Raw genomic sequence first — 16,006 nt, forward strand, 5'->3', positions numbered from 1 at the left:
CGCGTGCCAGTCCGCTCGCCCGCGCCGCCACCCGAGCTTCCGCCTGAATCCCCACGTTGCGCCGCGCCCGTGCTGAGCGCGAGCGGGCTGGCGCTCTCGCGCGCCGGACGCCCGGTGCTGCGCGGCATCGACCTCGACCTCGCCCCCGGCGGCCTGCTGCAGGTGCTCGGCCCCAACGGCAGCGGCAAGACCAGCCTGCTGCGCGTGCTGTGCGGGCTGGCCATGGCCGATGCCGGCACGCTGCACTGGCGCGGCCGCGCGGTGCGCGCCGCCGACCCTGACTATCAGCAGGCGCTGGCGTATGTCGGCCACACCAATGGCATCGACCCTGAACTGAGCCCGGCGGAGAACCTGCGCTTTGCCGCGCGGCTCGCTGGTGACAGCGCCGGCAGCGTCGCGCGCGCACTCGCCGCGCAGGGGCTGGAGCGCGTCGCGCACGCGCCGGCGCGCACGCTCTCGCAGGGGCAGCGCCGGCGCGTCGCGCTGGCGCGCCTGTCGCTGGCGCCGCGCGCCCTGTGGCTGCTGGATGAACCGGTGACCGCGCTCGATGCCGATGCCTGCGCGCGCTTCGATACCCAGCTCGGCGCGCACCTCGCCGCCGGCGGCATGGCCGTGATCGCCACGCACCAGCCGCTGCCCGCGGGCGGCGCGGTGCTGCACCTGGAGGCGCCGGCATGATGCGCACGCTCGCCGCCATCGTCGCGCACGATGTCTCGCTGTCCTGGCGGCGGCGTGGCAGCCTGCTCGGCGGCGTGGTGTTCTTTGTCATTGCCGCCAGCCTGTTCCCGCTGGCGATCGGCCCCGAGCCGCAGCAGCTGCGCGCGCTGGCACCGGGCATCCTGTGGGTCACGGCTCTGCTGGCGTCAATGCTGTCGCTGTCGCGGCTGTTCGCGCAGGAGCACGCCGATGGCAGCCTGGACCAGCTGCTGCTGTCGCCGCATCCGCTGGCGCTTCTGGTGCTGGCCAAGATCGCCGCGCACTGGCTCACCAGCGGCGTGCCGCTGCTGTTGCTGACGCCGCTGCTGGCGCAGCAGTACGGGCTGCCCCTGGGTGCATCGCTGCTGCTGGCGGCGTCGCTGCTGGTCGGCACGCCGGCGCTGAGCCTGATCGGCGCGGTCGGCGCGGCGCTGACGCTGGGCGTGCGCGGCGGCGCCGTGCTGCTGTGCATCCTGGTGCTGCCGCTGTGTGTGCCGGTGCTGGTGTTTGGCGCCAGCGCCGCGGCCGCGGCCGATGCCGGACTGGACGTGATGCCGCAGTTCTCGCTGCTGGGCGCCTGCCTGGCGCTTTCGCTGTTCCTGTGCCCGCTGGCCACCGCCGCCGGGCTGCGCATTGCCATGGAGACGCCGGCATGAGCCAGCCGCCGCCATCCGTCCACCCTGCTGCCGCGCCGCGGCCCCCGGTGCGCGCCGGCTGGCTGTCCTATGCGGCGCCGGTGCGCTTCTATCCGCTGGCGGGGCGCATGGCCCCATGGTTCTTTGCCGCGGCGGCACTGTTCGCGGTGGCGGGACTGTGGCTCGGCTTTGGCGTGGCCCCTACCGATGCGCAGCAGGGCGAGGTCTACCGCATCATCTTCATCCATGTGCCGGCGGCGTGGATGTCGATGTTCATCTACCTGGTCATGGCCGGCTACTGCGCGCTGGCACTGGTGCTGCGCACGCGGCTGTCGTCGATGATGGCCTCGGCGCTGGCGCCCACCGGCGCGCTCTTCACCGCGCTGGCGCTGTGGACCGGCGCGCTGTGGGGCCAGCCCACCTGGGGCACCTGGTGGGTCTGGGATGCGCGGCTCACCTCCGAGCTGATCCTGCTGTTCCTGTACCTGGGCTTTATCGCGCTGGAAGCGGCCATCGACGAGCCGCGCCGGGCCGAGCGCGCCTGCGCGGTGCTGGCGCTGGTGGGGGTGGTCAATATCCCGGTGATCTATTTCTCGGTGCAGTGGTGGAACACGCTGCACCAGGGCGCATCGGTCAGCCTGACCGCGGCGCCGTCGATGGCGGCCACCATGCTGGCTGGCATGCTGCTGATGACGATTGCGTGCTGGATGTACACGGTGGCGGTGGCGCTGGTGCGCGTGCGCTGCATCCTGCGCGAACGCGGCGAGGTGCCGCACGGCCCTGCCATGGTTCCCGGAGAGACCTCATGACGCTGTCCTCGCTGCTGCCCTACGGGCATCACGGCATCTTCATCGCCGGCGCCTTTGGCGTCAGCGCGGTGCTGCTGGCGCTGGAGCTGGTGCTGCTGGCCCGCCGCTGCCGTGCCACGCGCCAGCAAGCCGGCCAATGACGCCGCGCCAGCGCCGCTTCGGGCTGCTGGCCGCGGCGCTGGCCTGCTGCGGCATCGCGGCGGCGCTGGTGCTCAATGCCTTCCGCTCCAACCTGGTGTTCTTCTTCAGTCCCAGCCAGGTCGCCGCGCACGAGGCGCCGGTGGCACGCAGCTTCCGGCTGGGCGGGCTGGTGGCACCCGGCTCGATCCGGCGCGAGGGCGACGGCATGACGGTGCGCTTCGTGGTCACCGACACGGCGCGCCAGGTGCCGGTGCTGTACCGCGGCCTGCTGCCCGACCTGTTCCGCGAAGGCAAGGGCGTGGTCGCGCGCGGCCAGTTGCAGGCGGACGGCACCTTCATCGCCAGCGAAGTGCTGGCCAAGCACGATGAAAACTACATGCCGCCCGAAGCCGCAGACGCGCTCAAACAGGCCGAACAGGTGAACCGCCGCATGGCCGAAGCCGCGCCGGCACAGGGAGTGCGCCAGTGATCGCGGAACTCGGCCATTTCGCGCTGATCGTGGCGCTGCTGGTCGCGCTGGTGCAGGCCGTGGTGCCGCTGGCCGGGGCCGCGCGCGGCCAGCTGGCCTGGATGGCACTGGCGCGCCCCGCCGCGCGCGTGCAGTGCCTGCTGGTGGCGCTGTCCTTCGCCGCGCTGGCCTGGTCCTTCGTCAGCAACGACTTCAGCGTGCGCTATGTCGCCGCCAACGCCAACAGCGCGCTGCCGCTGGCGTACCGCATCGCCGCGGTGTGGGGCGGGCACGAGGGCTCGATGCTGCTGTGGACGCTGATGCTGGGCCTGTGGTCGCTGGCCGTGTCCGTGTGCAGCCGGCAGCTGCCGCTGGCCGCCGTGGCCCGCGTGCTGGCCGTGATGGGCGCGATCAGCGCCGGCTTCCTGGCTTTCCTGCTGTTCGCCTCCAATCCCTTCGTGCGGCTGCTGCCGCCCGCGATGGAAGGCCGCGACCTCAACCCGCTGCTGCAGGATCCGGGCATGGTGTTCCACCCGCCCCTGCTCTACATGGGCTACGTGGGCTTCTCGGTGACCTTTGCCTTTGCCGTGGCGGCGCTGCTGGCCGGGCGCGTCGATCCCGCCTGGGCACGCTGGTCGCGGCCGTGGACCACGGTGGCGTGGGCCTTCCTGACGCTGGGCATCATGCTGGGCAGCGCCTGGGCCTACTACGAGCTGGGCTGGGGCGGCTGGTGGTTCTGGGACCCGGTCGAGAATGCCTCGTTCATGCCGTGGCTGGCCGGCACCGCGCTGATGCATTCGCTGGCGGTCACCGAGAAGCGCGGCGCCTTCCGCGCCTGGACCGTGCTGCTCGCCATCTTCACTTTCTCGCTGAGCCTGCTTGGCACCTTCCTGGTCCGTTCCGGCGTGCTGACCTCCGTCCACGCCTTCGCCGTGGACCCGAAGCGCGGCATCTTCATCCTGGCGCTGCTGGGGCTGGTTGCCGGGCTGGCACTGGCGCTGTATGCGTGGCGCGCGCCGCGGCTGGCGCGGCGCGTGGAGTTTGCGGCGGTATCGCGCGAGTCGATGCTGCTGGCCAACAACGCGCTGCTGGCGGTGGCCGCCGCCACGGTGCTGCTGGGCACGCTCTACCCGCTGCTGGTCGATGTGCTGGGGCTGGGCAAGATCTCGGTCGGCCCGGCCTATTTCGAGCAGGTCTTCGTGCCCTTGATGGCGCCCGCGGTGCTGCTGATGGGCGCCGCACCGCTGGCGCGCTGGCGCCACGGCAGCCTGCCCGACATGGCGCGCCGCCTGCGCTGGGCCGCCGTGGCCAGCGCGGCCATCGGCCTGGGGCTGCTGCTGGTGCTGCGCAATGCCTCGGCGCTGAGCGGGCTGGGGCTGCTGCTGGCGGCGTGGTGCATCCTGAGCGCCGTGGCCAGCCTGGCGGCGCGTCTGCGCCAACAGCAGGGGCGCCGCCTGGCCGCGCTGCGCCAGTTCACGCCCAGCTACTGGGGCATGCTGCTCGCCCACGCCGGCGTGGGCGTCTTTATCGCCGGCGTGACGCTGGTATCCAGCCAGGAAAGCCTGCGCGAACTGCCCATGCGCGCCGGCGACAGCGTCAGCGTGGGCAGCTATGACTTCCGCTTCGCCGGCGTGACCCAGGCCGGCGGGCCCAACTACGACGCGCTGCGCGGCACGCTGGTGGCTTCGCACGATGGCCGGCGGGTTGCGGTGCTCCACCCCGAGCGCCGCATCTACCGCAGCCAGGACATGCCTACCACCGAGGCCGCGATCGACAGCGGCGTCACGCGCGACCTCTACGTGGCGCTGGGCGGGAATGTCGATGGCAGCGCCTGGGCCGTGCGCATCCACGTCAAGCCCTTTGTCGACTGGATCTGGGCCGGCTGCGTGCTGATGGCGCTGGGCGGGCTGCTGGCCGTCTGCGACAAGCGTTACCGGCTGCGCCGCCGTGCCGCCAATCCTGCCACCGCGCCGGCCGCGCCGGATGCGCCCGCAGTGCCGGCATTGGCCTCCGCCCATGAGGAGACGCCGGCATGACGCGTTTCCTGCTGCCGCTGGCCGCCTTCCTCGCCCTTGCCGTCGCGCTGGCGGCCGGGCTGCGCCACGACCCGCGCGAACTGCCCTCGCCGCTGGTCGGCAAGGCCGCGCCGGCGTTCCGCCTGCCGCTGCTCGAGCCCGAAGGCCGCACGCTGGCCAGCGCCGAAATGCGCGGCAAGGTCTGGCTGCTGAATGTGTGGGCGTCGTGGTGCGCGGCCTGCCGTACCGAGCATCCGCTGCTGGTGGATTTTGCCGCGCGCTCGCCGGTGCCGCTGTATGGCCTCAACTACAAGGACGAGACCGGCGCCGCGCGCGACTGGCTGCAGCGGCTGGGCAACCCCTATGCGGCATCGCTGGTCGATGCCGCCGGCCCCCACGGCCGCGTCGGCATCGACTACGGCGTCTACGGCGTGCCCGAGACCTTTGTCATCGACCAGCACGGCGTGGTGCGCTACCGCCAGGTGGGCCCGGTCACGCGCGAGGTGCTGGAGCGCAAGCTGATCCCGCTGATCGAGCAGCTGGAACGGCAGGGAGGCAGCCATGCGTAGCCGGATCCGCACAACGCTTGCCGTGTGGCTTTGCTGCGTTTCGCTGCAGGCGATGGCGCTGACGGAAGCCGAACTCGATGCGCGCGTGCACGCGCTGTCCAACCAGTTGCGCTGCCTGGTCTGCCAGAACCAGACCCTGGCCGACTCCAACGCCGACCTGGCGGTCGACCTGCGGCGCCAGATCCGCGCGCAGCTGCGTGGCGGCGCCAGCGACGAGGCGGTGAAGGACTACCTGGTGCAGCGTTATGGCGACTTCGTGCTGTACAAGCCGCCGCTGCGGCCGCTGACGTGGCTGCTGTGGTTCGGCCCGCTGCTGCTGGTGGCCGGCGTGGCGGCCGCGATCGTGCGCGTGCGCGTGCGCTCGCGCAATCGCCAGGCCGATGCGACGCTGGACGCCAGCGCGCAGCGCCAGCTTGCAGACTTGCTGGACGAATCGGCCACGCCAATGGAGCACCGCCAGCCATGACCACCTTCTGGCTGCTCGCCGCCGCGCTGATCGCCGCCGCCACGGCCTGCCTGCTGTGGCCGCTGCTGCGCCGCCGGGCAGTGCCAGACCCGGGCACGCCGGAACGCACCTTGCTGGTTGACCTATACCACGACCAGTTGCGCGAGCTCGACACCGACCTGCGCGGCGGCACCCTCACCGCGGCGCGCCACGCCGAAGCCCGCGACGAGCTCGGCCGCCGGCTGCTCGATGACGCCGCCGGCGCCGCCACCGGCGCGGGACGGGCAGGCACCTCGCCGCTGCTCGCCGCGCTGCTGCTCGCATTGCTTCCCAGCGCCGCCATCCTGCTCTATCTGCACCTGGGCAACCCGGTCGCGCTCTGGCGTGCCGACGACCTGCCCGAAAACACCGGCAGCCAGCACCAGTTGAGCGGCGCGCAGATAGAGGGCATGGTGAACCAGCTCGCGCAGCGCCTGCGCGAGTCGCCCGGCGACGCGCAGGGCTGGGCCATGCTGGCGCGCTCATACAGCGTGATGAAACGCCACGCCGATGCCGCCGCGGCGTACGCGCGGGCAGTCGAACTGGCGCCGGACGTGGCCGCGCTGCGCTCGGACTACGCCGATGTGCTGGCCAGCCTGAACGGCGGCTCACTAGAAGGCCCGCCCATGGCACAGGTGCGCCAGGCCCTGGCACTGGACCCGGACGACCCCAAGGCGCTGGCGCTTGCGGCCAGCGCCGCGGCCGAACGCGGCGACAAGCAGGCGGCGATCGGATATTGGGAGCACCTGTACCGGCTGCTGCCGGCGGATTCGCAGACCGCGGCGCGCATCGCCGCCAACCTCGCGGCCGCGCGCGGCACGGATGCCGCGGCGCAAACCCCGAAGATCACCGGCATGGTCACGCTCAGCGAAAAGGCCGGGCGCACGCCGCAACCGGGCGACACGCTCTTTGTCTATGCGCTGCCCGCCGACGGCTCACGCATGCCGCTGGCGGTGCTGCGCCGGCAGGCGCGCGATCTGCCGCTGTCGTTCACCCTGGACGATGTGATGGCGATGCGGCCCGACCACCGGCTGTCAGGGCAGCAACAGGTCATGCTGGAAGCGCGCATCTCCGCCAGCGGCAGCGCCTTGCCGAAAGCCGGGGACCTGGTGGGACGCACCGGACCGGTGGCAGTCGGCACCGAGGGCACCCGCATCGCCATCGACGGCACGATCGCGCCATAGCGTCTCAGGCGGGCAGCGTCGCCTTCAGGTTGGCCAGCATGTCCGCCACCATCTCCTTCAGGCCGTACTCCGCCTGCCAGCCCCAGTCCGCGCGCGCGACCGAATCGTCGATCGAATCCGGCCAGCCTTGCGCAATCGCCTGGCGATAGTCGGGTTCATAGCGGATCTGGAAGCCCGGCACCTGCTCGCGGATGGCCGCGGCGATCTGCGCGGGCGTGAAGCTCATGCCGGCGATGTTGTAGCTGCCGCGCTCGCTCAGCTTGCCGGCCGGGACTTCCATCAGTTCGACGGTGGCGCGGATCGCATCGGGCATGTACATCATTGGCAGGGCCTCGTCTTCCTTCAGGAAGCAGGTGTAGGGCTCGCCCTTCACCGCCGCATGGAAGATGTCGACCGCATAGTCGGTGGTGCCGCCGCCGGGCGGGGTCTTGTGCGAGATCAGACCGGGATAGCGCACGCTGCGCACATCCACGCCATGGTTGGCGTGATACCAGCGGCACCAGCCCTCGCCCGCCTGCTTGGAGATGCCGTAGACCGTGGTGGGCTCCATCACGGTCTTCTGCGGTGTCTGTCCGGCAGGCGTGGTCGGGCCGAAGGCCGCAATCGAGCTTGGCCAGAACACCCGCTCCAGCCCGGTCTGCCGCGCCAGCTCCAGCACATTGAGCAGGCTGGTCATATTGAGGTTCCAGGCCCACTGCGGCGCCTTTTCGCCGGTGGCGGACAGCGCGGCCGCCAGCAGGTAGACCTGGGTGATGCCGTGGCGCTCGACCACGGTGGCGAGCTCGCCGCGGTCGGTGGCGTTGAGCATCTCGTGCGTCAGGTGCACATGGCGGCCGGTGGGCACCACGTCGGAGGTGATCACGTTGGTGCGCCCGTAGCGCTCGGCCAGCGCCAATGCCAGTTCAGACCCGATCTGGCCGTTGGCGCCGACGATCAGGATCTTCGGTTTGCCGTCTTCCATCAGATCAGCCCCAGTTCACGGCCAGCCTGGCCGAAGGCATCCAGCGCCGCCTGCAGCGCGGCCTCGTCATGCAGCGCGCTCATCTGCACGCGGATGCGCGCCTGGCCCTTGGGCACCACCGGGTAGAAGAAGCCGACCACGTACACGCCCAGCTCCAGCAGGCGCTGCGCCAGTTGCTGCGCCTTGTCGGCGTCGTAGACCATGATCGGGATGATGGGGTGGTCGCCCGCCTTGACGTCGAAGCCCAGCTGGTCCAGTCCCGCGCGGAAGAACCTGGTATTGCCCTCCAGCCGGTCGCGCAGCTCGGTGCTGGCTTCCAGGATGTCGAGCACCGCGATCGACGCTCCCACGATGGCCGGCGCCACCGTATTGGAGAACAGGTAGGGCCGCGAGCGCTGGCGCAGCAGCGCCACGACTTCCTTGCGCGCGCTGGTGAAGCCGCCGGAGGCGCCGCCCAGCGCCTTGCCCAGCGTGCCGGTGATGATGTCGATCTTGCCGAACACGCCGCGCGCCTCGTGCGTGCCGCGCCCGCGCTGGCCCATGAAACCGGTGGCATGGCATTCGTCGATGCCCAGCAGCGCGCCGTACTCGTCGCAGATCGCGCGCATCTCATCGAGCCGCGCCACGGTGCCGTCCATCGAGAACACGCCGTCGGAAAACACCAGCATGTAGCGCGCGCCGTCGGCCCGCGCCTGCTCCAGCTGCACGCGCAGGTCGTCCATGTCGTTGTGCTGGTAGCGGTAGCGGCGCGCCTTGGACAGGCGGATGCCGTCGATGATCGAGGCATGGTTGAGCGCATCGCTGATGACCGCGTCTTCCGCGCCCAGCAGCGTTTCGAACAAACCGCCATTGGCATCGAAGGCCGAGCCATAGAGGATGGTGTCCTCGGTGCCGAGGAAGGCCGACAGCCGCGTCTCCAGCGTCTTGTGCAGGTCTTGCGTGCCGCAGATAAAGCGCACCGAGCTCAGCCCGAAGCCATGCGTGCGCAGCGCTTCATGCGCGGCCTCGATCACCTGCGGGTGCGATGACAAGCCAAGGTAGTTGTTGGCGCACAGGTTGATGACCTCGCGGCCGTCGGTGGTGCGCACCCGCGCACCCTGCGGCGTGGCGATCACGCGCTCGTTCTTGAACAGCCCCGCCGCGCGGATGCTTTCGAGTTCGGTACGGATGGATGCATAGAATGCCTCGGCATTCGACATGGCTTGGCTCCCGTTGGTGTGCGAGGGATGTGCTAGGATTCGATCGATAAATCGAACACGTTCTGTATATCGAACATTTTGCGCAATATAGCGAACATTAATCCATGACGCAAGCCCTCGCCCAGACCCCGCAGGCCGATGGCCCGCCCGCCGTCGGCATGGCGCTGCAGGCGCTGCGCCAGCAGCAACGGCTGTCGCTCGATGAACTGTCGCGCCGTGCCGGGGTTTCCAAGTCGATGCTGTCGCAGATCGAACGCAACCTGGCCAACCCCACCGTGGCGGTGCTGTGGCGCCTGGCCAATGCGCTCGGCGTGAACCTGACGGACTTCCTCGCCGGAGGCGCCGCTGAGCGCCCCGCCGGCGGCATCACCGTGGTCCAGCCGCACGCGATCCCGTCGCTGAAAAGCCCCGATACCCGCTGCGACCTGCGCATCCTGGGCCCGATCGACCTGGCCGGGCGCTTCGAGTGGTATGAGCTGACCATCCAGGCCGGCGGCGTGCTGGCCTCCGAGCCGCACGAGGCCGGCACCCAGGAACACCTGTCGGTGCTGAGCGGATCGATGACGGTGCGCGCGGGCGCCGATGAGAAGAAGCTGAGGCACGGCGAGACCGCGCGCTATGCGGCCGATGTCGCACATGCGATCTCCAATGGCGGCAAGACCACTGCCACCGCACTACTGGTTGTAGTGCATCCGGGCTGACGCGGGCAAGGGGCGCAGCAGCCCGGCGGGCGGGTTCAGCGGGCGCCGAACCACCGTTTGACCCGCTCCCACAGCACGCCGAAGAACATCGCCACGGGATTGAGGCGTACCGCCTGGTTGCGTTCGGCATCGCTCAGCGTCGGGTCCATCCGGCGCGCCACCGACTTGCCGAAATCCGCAATCATGCGCCGCACGAAATCGCGCACCAGCCCCGACCGCGAGAACTGCGCCAGCGGCCCCTGCAGCGAATACTGCAGGTCGACCGCGACTTCGGTCTCGTGCCCGGCAAGCGCCTTCAGCTGGTAGGCGATGTCGCCCGCGGCTTTGGAATTGCTGAGCGAGTCCTGCCCCGCCCCCTTCAGCACGCCGCGCTTGTTCGCGTCGTCGCGCTGCAGGCGCGCGGCGCCTTCGAACCTGGCGGACATCGGGCCGAACTTGATGGCGATATGGCCCTTGACCTTCTCCCCCTCCATTTCAGTCAGCACGGCGCCCGGCAGGCAGCCCGCCACGGCCGGCAGGTCGGCCATGAAGGCCCATACCGCGTCGAGCGCGTAGGGAACGGTGAAGCCGCCTTCGATGCGCGACCAGCCCTTGCGGTCGGCTGACCGTTCCGCCTCGGCGCCGGTGCCGGCGGCCAGGTGCGGCAGCGTGCCGAGCGCTTCGTCGGCAACCGCAAAACCGGTGAACGGCGCTTCGGCCGGTGCCGCGCCCGCGGCGTGCCGCGCAATCACGCCGGCTGCGGCGCGGCGTGCGTCCAGTACCGAGCGAATGGCGGCGACGATCCCCATATAGCCAGTGCAGCGGCACAGGTTGCCCGACAGCTCGTGACGGATGGTGGCGTCGTCGGCGTCGGGCACGCGCAGCACGATGTCGCGCGCGGTCGCCAGCATGCCCGGCGTGCAGAAGCCGCACTGCAGCGCGTGGTGCTGGTTGAAGGCCGCGCGCAGGTCGGCCATCACGGCATCGTCCTGGTAGCCTTCGACGGTGACGATGTCGGCGCCCTGGCAGGCAGCCGCGAAGGTGATGCACGAGCGCACCGGCTTATCGTCGAGCAGCACGGTGCAGGCGCCGCACACGCCGTGCTCGCAGCCGAGGTGGGTGCCGGTCAGCCGGTGCGTGTCGCGCAGGAAGTCGCCCAGGTGCGTCCGGTCCGCGCACGCGCCGGAAACCCGGCGGCCGTTGACATTGAATTCGATGGTCTGCACGGGCGCTCCTCAGTTCAGCATTTGCGTGACGCAGCGCATCACGACGGTACGGTAAAGCTTGCGGTCGATGGCGTCCTTGCCGGGCGCGGCCTGCGCCACCGCTTCGTCCACGGCACCTGCGGTGAGCGCCGCGGCGCCTTGCGCGGCGACCGCGCGCGTGAGGCCGCGCAGCACCACCGGCGGCCCGTCCAGCGCGCCGAGCACAATGCGTGCGAAGCGGCGGCTGGCATCGAAGTACGCGGCGCAGCTGGCTTCGGCAAACTCGCCGGTCTTGCGGCACAGCTTCTGGTAGCCCCAGCGGCTGTGCGCCGTGGCATGCGGCACGCGCACGGCGGCGATCAGCTCGCCATCGGCCAGCACCGTGGTGTAGGCGCCGATCATGAAGGCTTCCATGGGCACCTCGCGCGTGCCGGTGCCGGACGCGATCTCGATGCGCGCACCCAGCGCGGTCATCGCCACTACCCAGTCCGCGGCCGGGTCCGCATGGGCCAGGCTGCCGCCCACGGTGCCGCGGTTGCGGATCGCACGATAGGCAATGCCGCCCGCCACGGCCTGCAGCATGGTGCCGCGCAGCGGCGCGAACACGCCGTCCTCGATCTGCGCATGGGTCACGCAGGCGCCGATGCGGATGCCATCGGGGGTGGATGCGACTTGCCGCAGTTCGGCCAGCCCCGACACATCGACCACCGTGTCGGGACGGGTCAGCCGCAGGTTCAGCATCGGGCCGAGCGACTGGCCTCCGCCCATGGTCTTGGCCACGTCGGTGCCCGCGCCAAGGCGGGCCAGCGCGTCCGGCAGCGAGCCGGGCGCATGATAGGAAAAAGCGACGGCTTTCATCGGTCAGGCTGCCTTCTTGCTTTGTGCGCCGGCCACTGCCGCATCCAGCGCTTCAAGGATCTTTCTCGGGGTCAGCGGCGTTTCCTGAAGTTCGACGCCGAAGTCGCGCAAGGCGTCGTTCACCGCATTGAAGATCGCCGCCGGCGGTGCGATGGCACCGCCCTCGCCCATCCCCTTGGCGCCGAATTCCGTATGCAGCGACGGCGTCTCGAAATGATGGATGCGGATCGACGGAATCTCGGTCGGCCCGGGCAGCATGTAGTCCGCCAGCGTGGAGGCCAGCGGCTGGCCGTTGCCGTCATAGCGCATCTCCTCGAACATCGCGGTGCCGATGCCCTGCGCCACGCCGCCATAGGTCTGGCCCTCGACCACCATCGGATTGATCATGGTGCCGCAGTCTTCCACCACCACGTAGTCCAGGATCTCGACATGGCCGGAATCGATATCGACTTCCACCGCGACCGCGTGGGTTGCATAGGTGAAGCTGCCGGTATCGACCGCGGGCTTGAAGCCCATGGTGACCTCTAGCCCTTGCGCATCCACATCGGGCGGCAGCAGGTGGGGATTGATGTACCAGGCGTCGGCAATGCGGCCGATATGGATGACGTTGGCATCGCCTGCACGCACTGCGCCGGCTGCGAACGTCACCGCCTCCACCGGCTGCCCCAGCATATGCGCGCCAATCTTCCGCAGCCGCGGCAGCAGCGCCTTGCACGCCCGCGACACCGCGCCGCCCGACATCACCAGCGAGCGCGAGGCATAGGTGCCGGTGGAGAACGGCGTCAGACCGGTATCGCCATGCACCAGCTTGATCCGTCCGATGTCAATGCCCAGGATCTCGTGGGCAATCTGCGCGAAGGTGGTCTCCATCCCCTGCCCGTGCGAATGCACGCCGACGCGCACTTCGAGGCCGCCGTCCGGCGTGATGCGCACCGTGGCCGAGTCGAAGCCCGGGATCACCGGCGTGCCCCAGGCCGCGAACACGGAAGTGCCATGCGCCGACTGCTCGGTGTAGGTGCCGAAGCCCACGCCGACATAGCGGCTGCCCTGCGGACCCGCCTGCTGCCGCGCGCGGATCGCGGGCAGGTCGATCATCTCCATCGCCTGGCGCACGCTGGCCGGGTAGTCGCCGCCGTCGAAGTGCTTGTTGGTCACGTTGACGTAAGGCATGGCCTGCGGCGGCACCAGGTTTTCGCAGCGCACTTCCCACGGCTCGCGCCCCACCTCGCGCGCGATCGCATCCATCATCAGTTCCATGGCGAAGCAGACGCCGGTCCGGGCCACGCCGCGATACGGCACGAAACCCGGCTTGTTGGTGGCCACGCAGGTAGTCTCGCAGCGGTATCCGTCGAAGGCATAGGGACCGGGCAGGTTGCCGATCGCCTGCCCCGGCTCCAGCCCGATGGTGAAGGGCCAGACCGAATAGGCACCGCCGTCGATGGCGATGTTCGCGTCCAGCGCCAGCAGGCGGCCGCGCTTGTCGGCATAGGCGGTAAGCGCGTAGTGATGCTCACGCGAGTTGGCGCCGGCGGTCAGGTGCTCGCGCCGGTCCTCGATAAAGCGGAACGGCCGCTTGTAGGTCAGCGCCAGCCAGGCGATACAGAGCTCTTCCTGCTGCAGCACGCATTTGTAGCCAAAGGCGCCGCCAACGTCCGGCGAGATCACGCGAACGCGCGCCTGGTCCAGGCCCAGGCAATGGCTCAGGATGGTCCGGATCATATGCGGCACCTGGGTGGCGCTGTACACCACCAGCTGGTCGAACTGGTGGTCCCAGTAGGCCAGCACCGCCTTGCCCTCCATCGGCACCATGCACTGGCGCGCCAGGTTGACCTTGCGGTGGACGACGACGGAGGCCTCGCGCTGGCGCGCCTCGAAGTTCTTGTCGATATTCAGCGTCAGGAAGGTGTTGTCGCGCCAGTGTTCGTGCACGCGCACCTCGCCTGCGAGCTGGCGGGCCTGTGCCACGTCGGTCAGCGCGGGCAGCTCGTCGAACTCGGCCACCACCTGCTCGGCGATGTCCTCGGCTTCGGCGCGCGTGGGGGCAAAGGCCATGGCAACGGGCTCGCCGACAAAGCGCACCTTGCCGCTGGCCAGCGGCGCCTGAGCCGACGGCTGGTAGGACGGGAACGCCGAATCCGCGACGATGTCCCGCGCCGCCGCCATGTCCTCGCGCACGATCACCGCTTGCGCGTGGCGCGCGGGCTTGGTCACGGACAACAGCCTGGCATGCGCCACGGGGCTGCGCAGGAAGGCCACCTCCTGCAGGTCCGGCATGGCGATGTCCGCGACAAAGCGGCCCTTGCCGTGCAGGTGCCTGGCGTCTTCCTTGCGCGCCACCCGGGCCCCCACGCCCTGGCCGCGCCCTCCTTCCGAATGATCCGGTTCCATCGACGATGTCATTGTCTTATCCGTCCCGATGATTCATGCAAGCGCTCATTCGCGCACCCCGATGGCCGCCAGCCCTTCCGCGCGGGTGGTGACCTTGGCATATTTCTGTTCCATGTCGAACAGGTTGGCCTGGTGCGGTCCAAGCGCGCGGTCGCCGACGCAATCCGACAGCACCAGCGGCCGGAAGCCGTATTGCATGGCGTCCACCACGCTGGCGCGCACGCAGCCGCTGGTCACCGCGCCGGCCACCACCAGCGTGCGCACGCCGCGCTGCGTCAGCCAGGCGGCCAGCGACGTACCGAAGAACGCCGACGGCACGGTCTTGCGCACCACCAGCTCGCCGGCCCGCGGCGCCAGTTCTTCGACGATGGCGCTGTTGCGCTCGCGCTCCTTCAGCGACAGCATGTTCGGCACCTTCATGGAGAAGATGTTGTGGTCCGAACCATCGTCTGCAAAAACGATGCGGCTGTGTGCAATCGCCCAGCCCTCGCGCCGTGCCACGGCCAGCAGCGGCACGGTGTTGGCGATGGCCTCGCGGATATTGCCGCCGCCGAACACCTCCGGATCGGCAAAGCCGTTGACGAAATCGACCACCAGCAGCCCGATCGGGCCCGCCAGTTCCAGGTCGTTGCCGAAGCCCTGGCGCTGGTACGCGCCGATCTCCTTGTGCATGGCTACTTCTCCTCCGGATAGCGGAATCCGTCCGTGACCTTGCCGCGGCTCACCACATCCACGCCGTCCAGGCGGACGGTACAGTTACGCACGGGAATATCGATATGGCAGGCTGTGGTGCGGCTGCCGCCGGCTTCGTTATTGGGGCCGAGCGAGAACAGGAAGTTGCCCTCGAACGCGCGCGCGTCCATACCGATGGTGGCCTCGCGATCGTACAGCCCCAGCGTGGACCAGTGCGCGCGCGGCTGCAGCCCCCAGCCGATATGCGAGATGGCATAGGCCTGCGGGTCGTTGAAGGAGGCCATGTACTCGCTCAGCAGTTCGGCGTGCAGGCCGCCTTCGATGCGCGTGGCAAAGCCGCCCTCGACCGTCAGCATGACCGGCTCGGTGACGTAGGTCTTCTGCGGCAGCAGGATGTCGCCGCGCTCCAGCACGATGGTGCCGTTGGCAGCGCCCTCGTTGGGCCAGGTCAGCGCGAAGCCGCTGGGCCAGTGGTCCCAGCGCCCGGGCTCGTCGACAAAGCCATACTCGCTGATGGCCGGGAACTCGCCCAGCGGGCAGCGCAGGTCGGTGCCGGCCGGCGACACCACATGCATTTCCTTGGCGCGGGCCAGCCGCTCGGAGGCGGCCTTGACGCGCTCGCGGTCGGCCTCGCAAGGCACCAGGCGCGCCAGCACCTCGGGCGGCTCGACGGCCAGCAGGATTTTGGTGCCGCCCTTCAGGATGTCGTGCTGCTCGGGGGAGAACAGCAGCGTCATCAGGTCCAGCACCAGGTCGCTTTCCCTGAGCGCGGCAATCGCGGCACGGTTGCCCGTGAGCGGAGTCGTGCCCAGGTAGGCCAGCGCGTCGCGGCTCAGCGCCTTTTCACCGTTGACCGGCGGCAGGTCGAGCCGGTTGACGATGGCACCCATCGCCTGCGTGGCGATCAGCGCGGTGGACAGCGTCTGCGGGTGGGTCGCAGCGCTGGTCAGGATGGTGACGGTCTGGCCCGGCTCCAGCCGCGACAGCTTCAGCACCTTGCGCCAGGCCTCGATCATCTGGTGGTCACTTACCGGCATGTCG

General features: G+C 69.9%; 17 protein-coding genes. 10 read left to right on the forward strand and 7 right to left on the reverse strand.

Annotated elements, in window-relative coordinates; all coding sequences use genetic code 11:
* The first annotated feature begins 3 nt into the window (after nucleotides 1-3).
* The 9 genes from ccmA to ccmI are packed head-to-tail and all read left to right on the forward strand — an operon-like array spanning nucleotide 4 to nucleotide 6,981.
* Nucleotides 4-678, forward strand: coding sequence for a cytochrome c biogenesis heme-transporting ATPase CcmA (ccmA, locus tag AC3WON_RS01715; RefSeq protein ID WP_492350972.1), 675 nt, complete (start codon nucleotides 4-6; stop codon nucleotides 676-678).
* Complete coding sequence (gene ccmB / locus AC3WON_RS01720) at nucleotides 675-1,352, forward strand: heme exporter protein CcmB (protein ID WP_492350973.1); 678 nt, start codon at nucleotides 675-677, stop codon at nucleotides 1,350-1,352. Before ccmA ends, ccmB begins: the two co-directional genes overlap by 4 nt.
* A complete protein-coding gene (locus AC3WON_RS01725) occupies nucleotides 1,349-2,140 on the forward strand; it encodes a heme ABC transporter permease (protein WP_492350974.1) in 792 nt (263 codons plus the stop codon). The genes ccmB and AC3WON_RS01725 overlap by 4 nt, the downstream gene beginning before the upstream one ends.
* Nucleotides 2,137-2,280 carry a heme exporter protein CcmD gene (gene ccmD / locus AC3WON_RS01730; protein WP_492350975.1) on the forward strand — a complete coding sequence of 48 codons (144 nt, stop codon included), beginning with the start codon at nucleotides 2,137-2,139 and terminating at the stop codon, nucleotides 2,278-2,280. The genes AC3WON_RS01725 and ccmD overlap by 4 nt, the downstream gene beginning before the upstream one ends.
* The gene (gene ccmE, locus AC3WON_RS01735; protein ID WP_492350976.1) at nucleotides 2,277-2,750 is read left to right on the forward strand and encodes a cytochrome c maturation protein CcmE; all 474 of its coding nucleotides are present in this window, start codon (nucleotides 2,277-2,279) and stop codon (nucleotides 2,748-2,750) included. Before ccmD ends, ccmE begins: the two co-directional genes overlap by 4 nt.
* Nucleotides 2,747-4,765 (forward strand): heme lyase CcmF/NrfE family subunit, encoded by a 2,019-nt coding sequence (locus tag AC3WON_RS01740; RefSeq protein ID WP_492350977.1) that lies wholly within the window; start codon nucleotides 2,747-2,749, stop codon nucleotides 4,763-4,765. Before ccmE ends, AC3WON_RS01740 begins: the two co-directional genes overlap by 4 nt.
* Nucleotides 4,762-5,313: a DsbE family thiol:disulfide interchange protein gene (locus tag AC3WON_RS01745; RefSeq protein ID WP_492350978.1), complete on the forward strand. Its 552-nt coding sequence runs from the start codon at nucleotides 4,762-4,764 to the stop codon at nucleotides 5,311-5,313. Before AC3WON_RS01740 ends, AC3WON_RS01745 begins: the two co-directional genes overlap by 4 nt.
* On the forward strand, nucleotides 5,306-5,779 hold the full coding sequence (locus tag AC3WON_RS01750; protein WP_492350979.1) for a cytochrome c-type biogenesis protein: 474 nt from the start codon (nucleotides 5,306-5,308) through the stop codon (nucleotides 5,777-5,779). Before AC3WON_RS01745 ends, AC3WON_RS01750 begins: the two co-directional genes overlap by 8 nt.
* A complete protein-coding gene (gene ccmI / locus AC3WON_RS01755) occupies nucleotides 5,776-6,981 on the forward strand; it encodes a c-type cytochrome biogenesis protein CcmI (RefSeq protein ID WP_492350980.1) in 1,206 nt (401 codons plus the stop codon). The genes AC3WON_RS01750 and ccmI overlap by 4 nt, the downstream gene beginning before the upstream one ends.
* Nucleotides 6,982-6,985: 4 nt before the next feature.
* Here ccmI and AC3WON_RS01760 read toward each other — a convergent pair whose 3' ends face one another.
* Together AC3WON_RS01760 and kbl are read right to left on the reverse strand one after the other, a co-directional pair.
* Nucleotides 6,986-7,942 (reverse strand): L-threonine 3-dehydrogenase, encoded by a 957-nt coding sequence (locus tag AC3WON_RS01760; protein WP_492350981.1) that lies wholly within the window; start codon nucleotides 7,940-7,942, stop codon nucleotides 6,986-6,988.
* Nucleotides 7,942-9,141, reverse strand: coding sequence for a glycine C-acetyltransferase (kbl, locus tag AC3WON_RS01765; RefSeq protein WP_492319111.1), 1,200 nt, complete (start codon nucleotides 9,139-9,141; stop codon nucleotides 7,942-7,944). The genes AC3WON_RS01760 and kbl overlap by 1 nt, the downstream gene beginning before the upstream one ends.
* A gap of 104 nt (nucleotides 9,142-9,245) precedes the next feature.
* Here kbl and AC3WON_RS01770 point away from each other — a divergent pair, with 104 nt between their 5' ends.
* Nucleotides 9,246-9,842: a helix-turn-helix domain-containing protein gene (locus AC3WON_RS01770; protein ID WP_010813494.1), complete on the forward strand. Its 597-nt coding sequence runs from the start codon at nucleotides 9,246-9,248 to the stop codon at nucleotides 9,840-9,842.
* Between the two features lie 35 nt (nucleotides 9,843-9,877).
* Here AC3WON_RS01770 and AC3WON_RS01775 read toward each other — a convergent pair whose 3' ends face one another.
* The 5 genes from AC3WON_RS01775 to AC3WON_RS01795 are packed head-to-tail and all read right to left on the reverse strand — an operon-like array spanning nucleotide 9,878 to nucleotide 16,002.
* Nucleotides 9,878-11,047, reverse strand: a complete 1,170-nt coding sequence (locus AC3WON_RS01775) for a xanthine dehydrogenase family Fe-S subunit (RefSeq protein WP_492350982.1) — start codon at nucleotides 11,045-11,047, stop codon at nucleotides 9,878-9,880.
* A gap of 9 nt (nucleotides 11,048-11,056) precedes the next feature.
* Nucleotides 11,057-11,884, reverse strand: coding sequence for an FAD binding domain-containing protein (locus AC3WON_RS01780; protein WP_492350983.1), 828 nt, complete (start codon nucleotides 11,882-11,884; stop codon nucleotides 11,057-11,059).
* Between the two features lie 3 nt (nucleotides 11,885-11,887).
* A complete protein-coding gene (locus tag AC3WON_RS01785) occupies nucleotides 11,888-14,284 on the reverse strand; it encodes a xanthine dehydrogenase family protein molybdopterin-binding subunit (protein ID WP_492350984.1) in 2,397 nt (798 codons plus the stop codon).
* 33 nt (nucleotides 14,285-14,317) lie between these two features.
* On the reverse strand, nucleotides 14,318-14,944 hold the full coding sequence (locus AC3WON_RS01790) for an N-carbamoylsarcosine amidohydrolase (protein ID WP_492319107.1): 627 nt from the start codon (nucleotides 14,942-14,944) through the stop codon (nucleotides 14,318-14,320).
* Between the two features lie 2 nt (nucleotides 14,945-14,946).
* Entirely contained in the window at nucleotides 14,947-16,002 is a 1,056-nt protein-coding gene (locus AC3WON_RS01795) for a 2,5-dihydroxypyridine 5,6-dioxygenase NicX family protein (RefSeq protein ID WP_492319106.1), read from the reverse strand.
* Nucleotides 16,003-16,006 lie beyond the last annotated feature (4 nt).

The sequence above is a fragment of the Cupriavidus sp. FW305-46 genome (assembly GCF_058787075.1).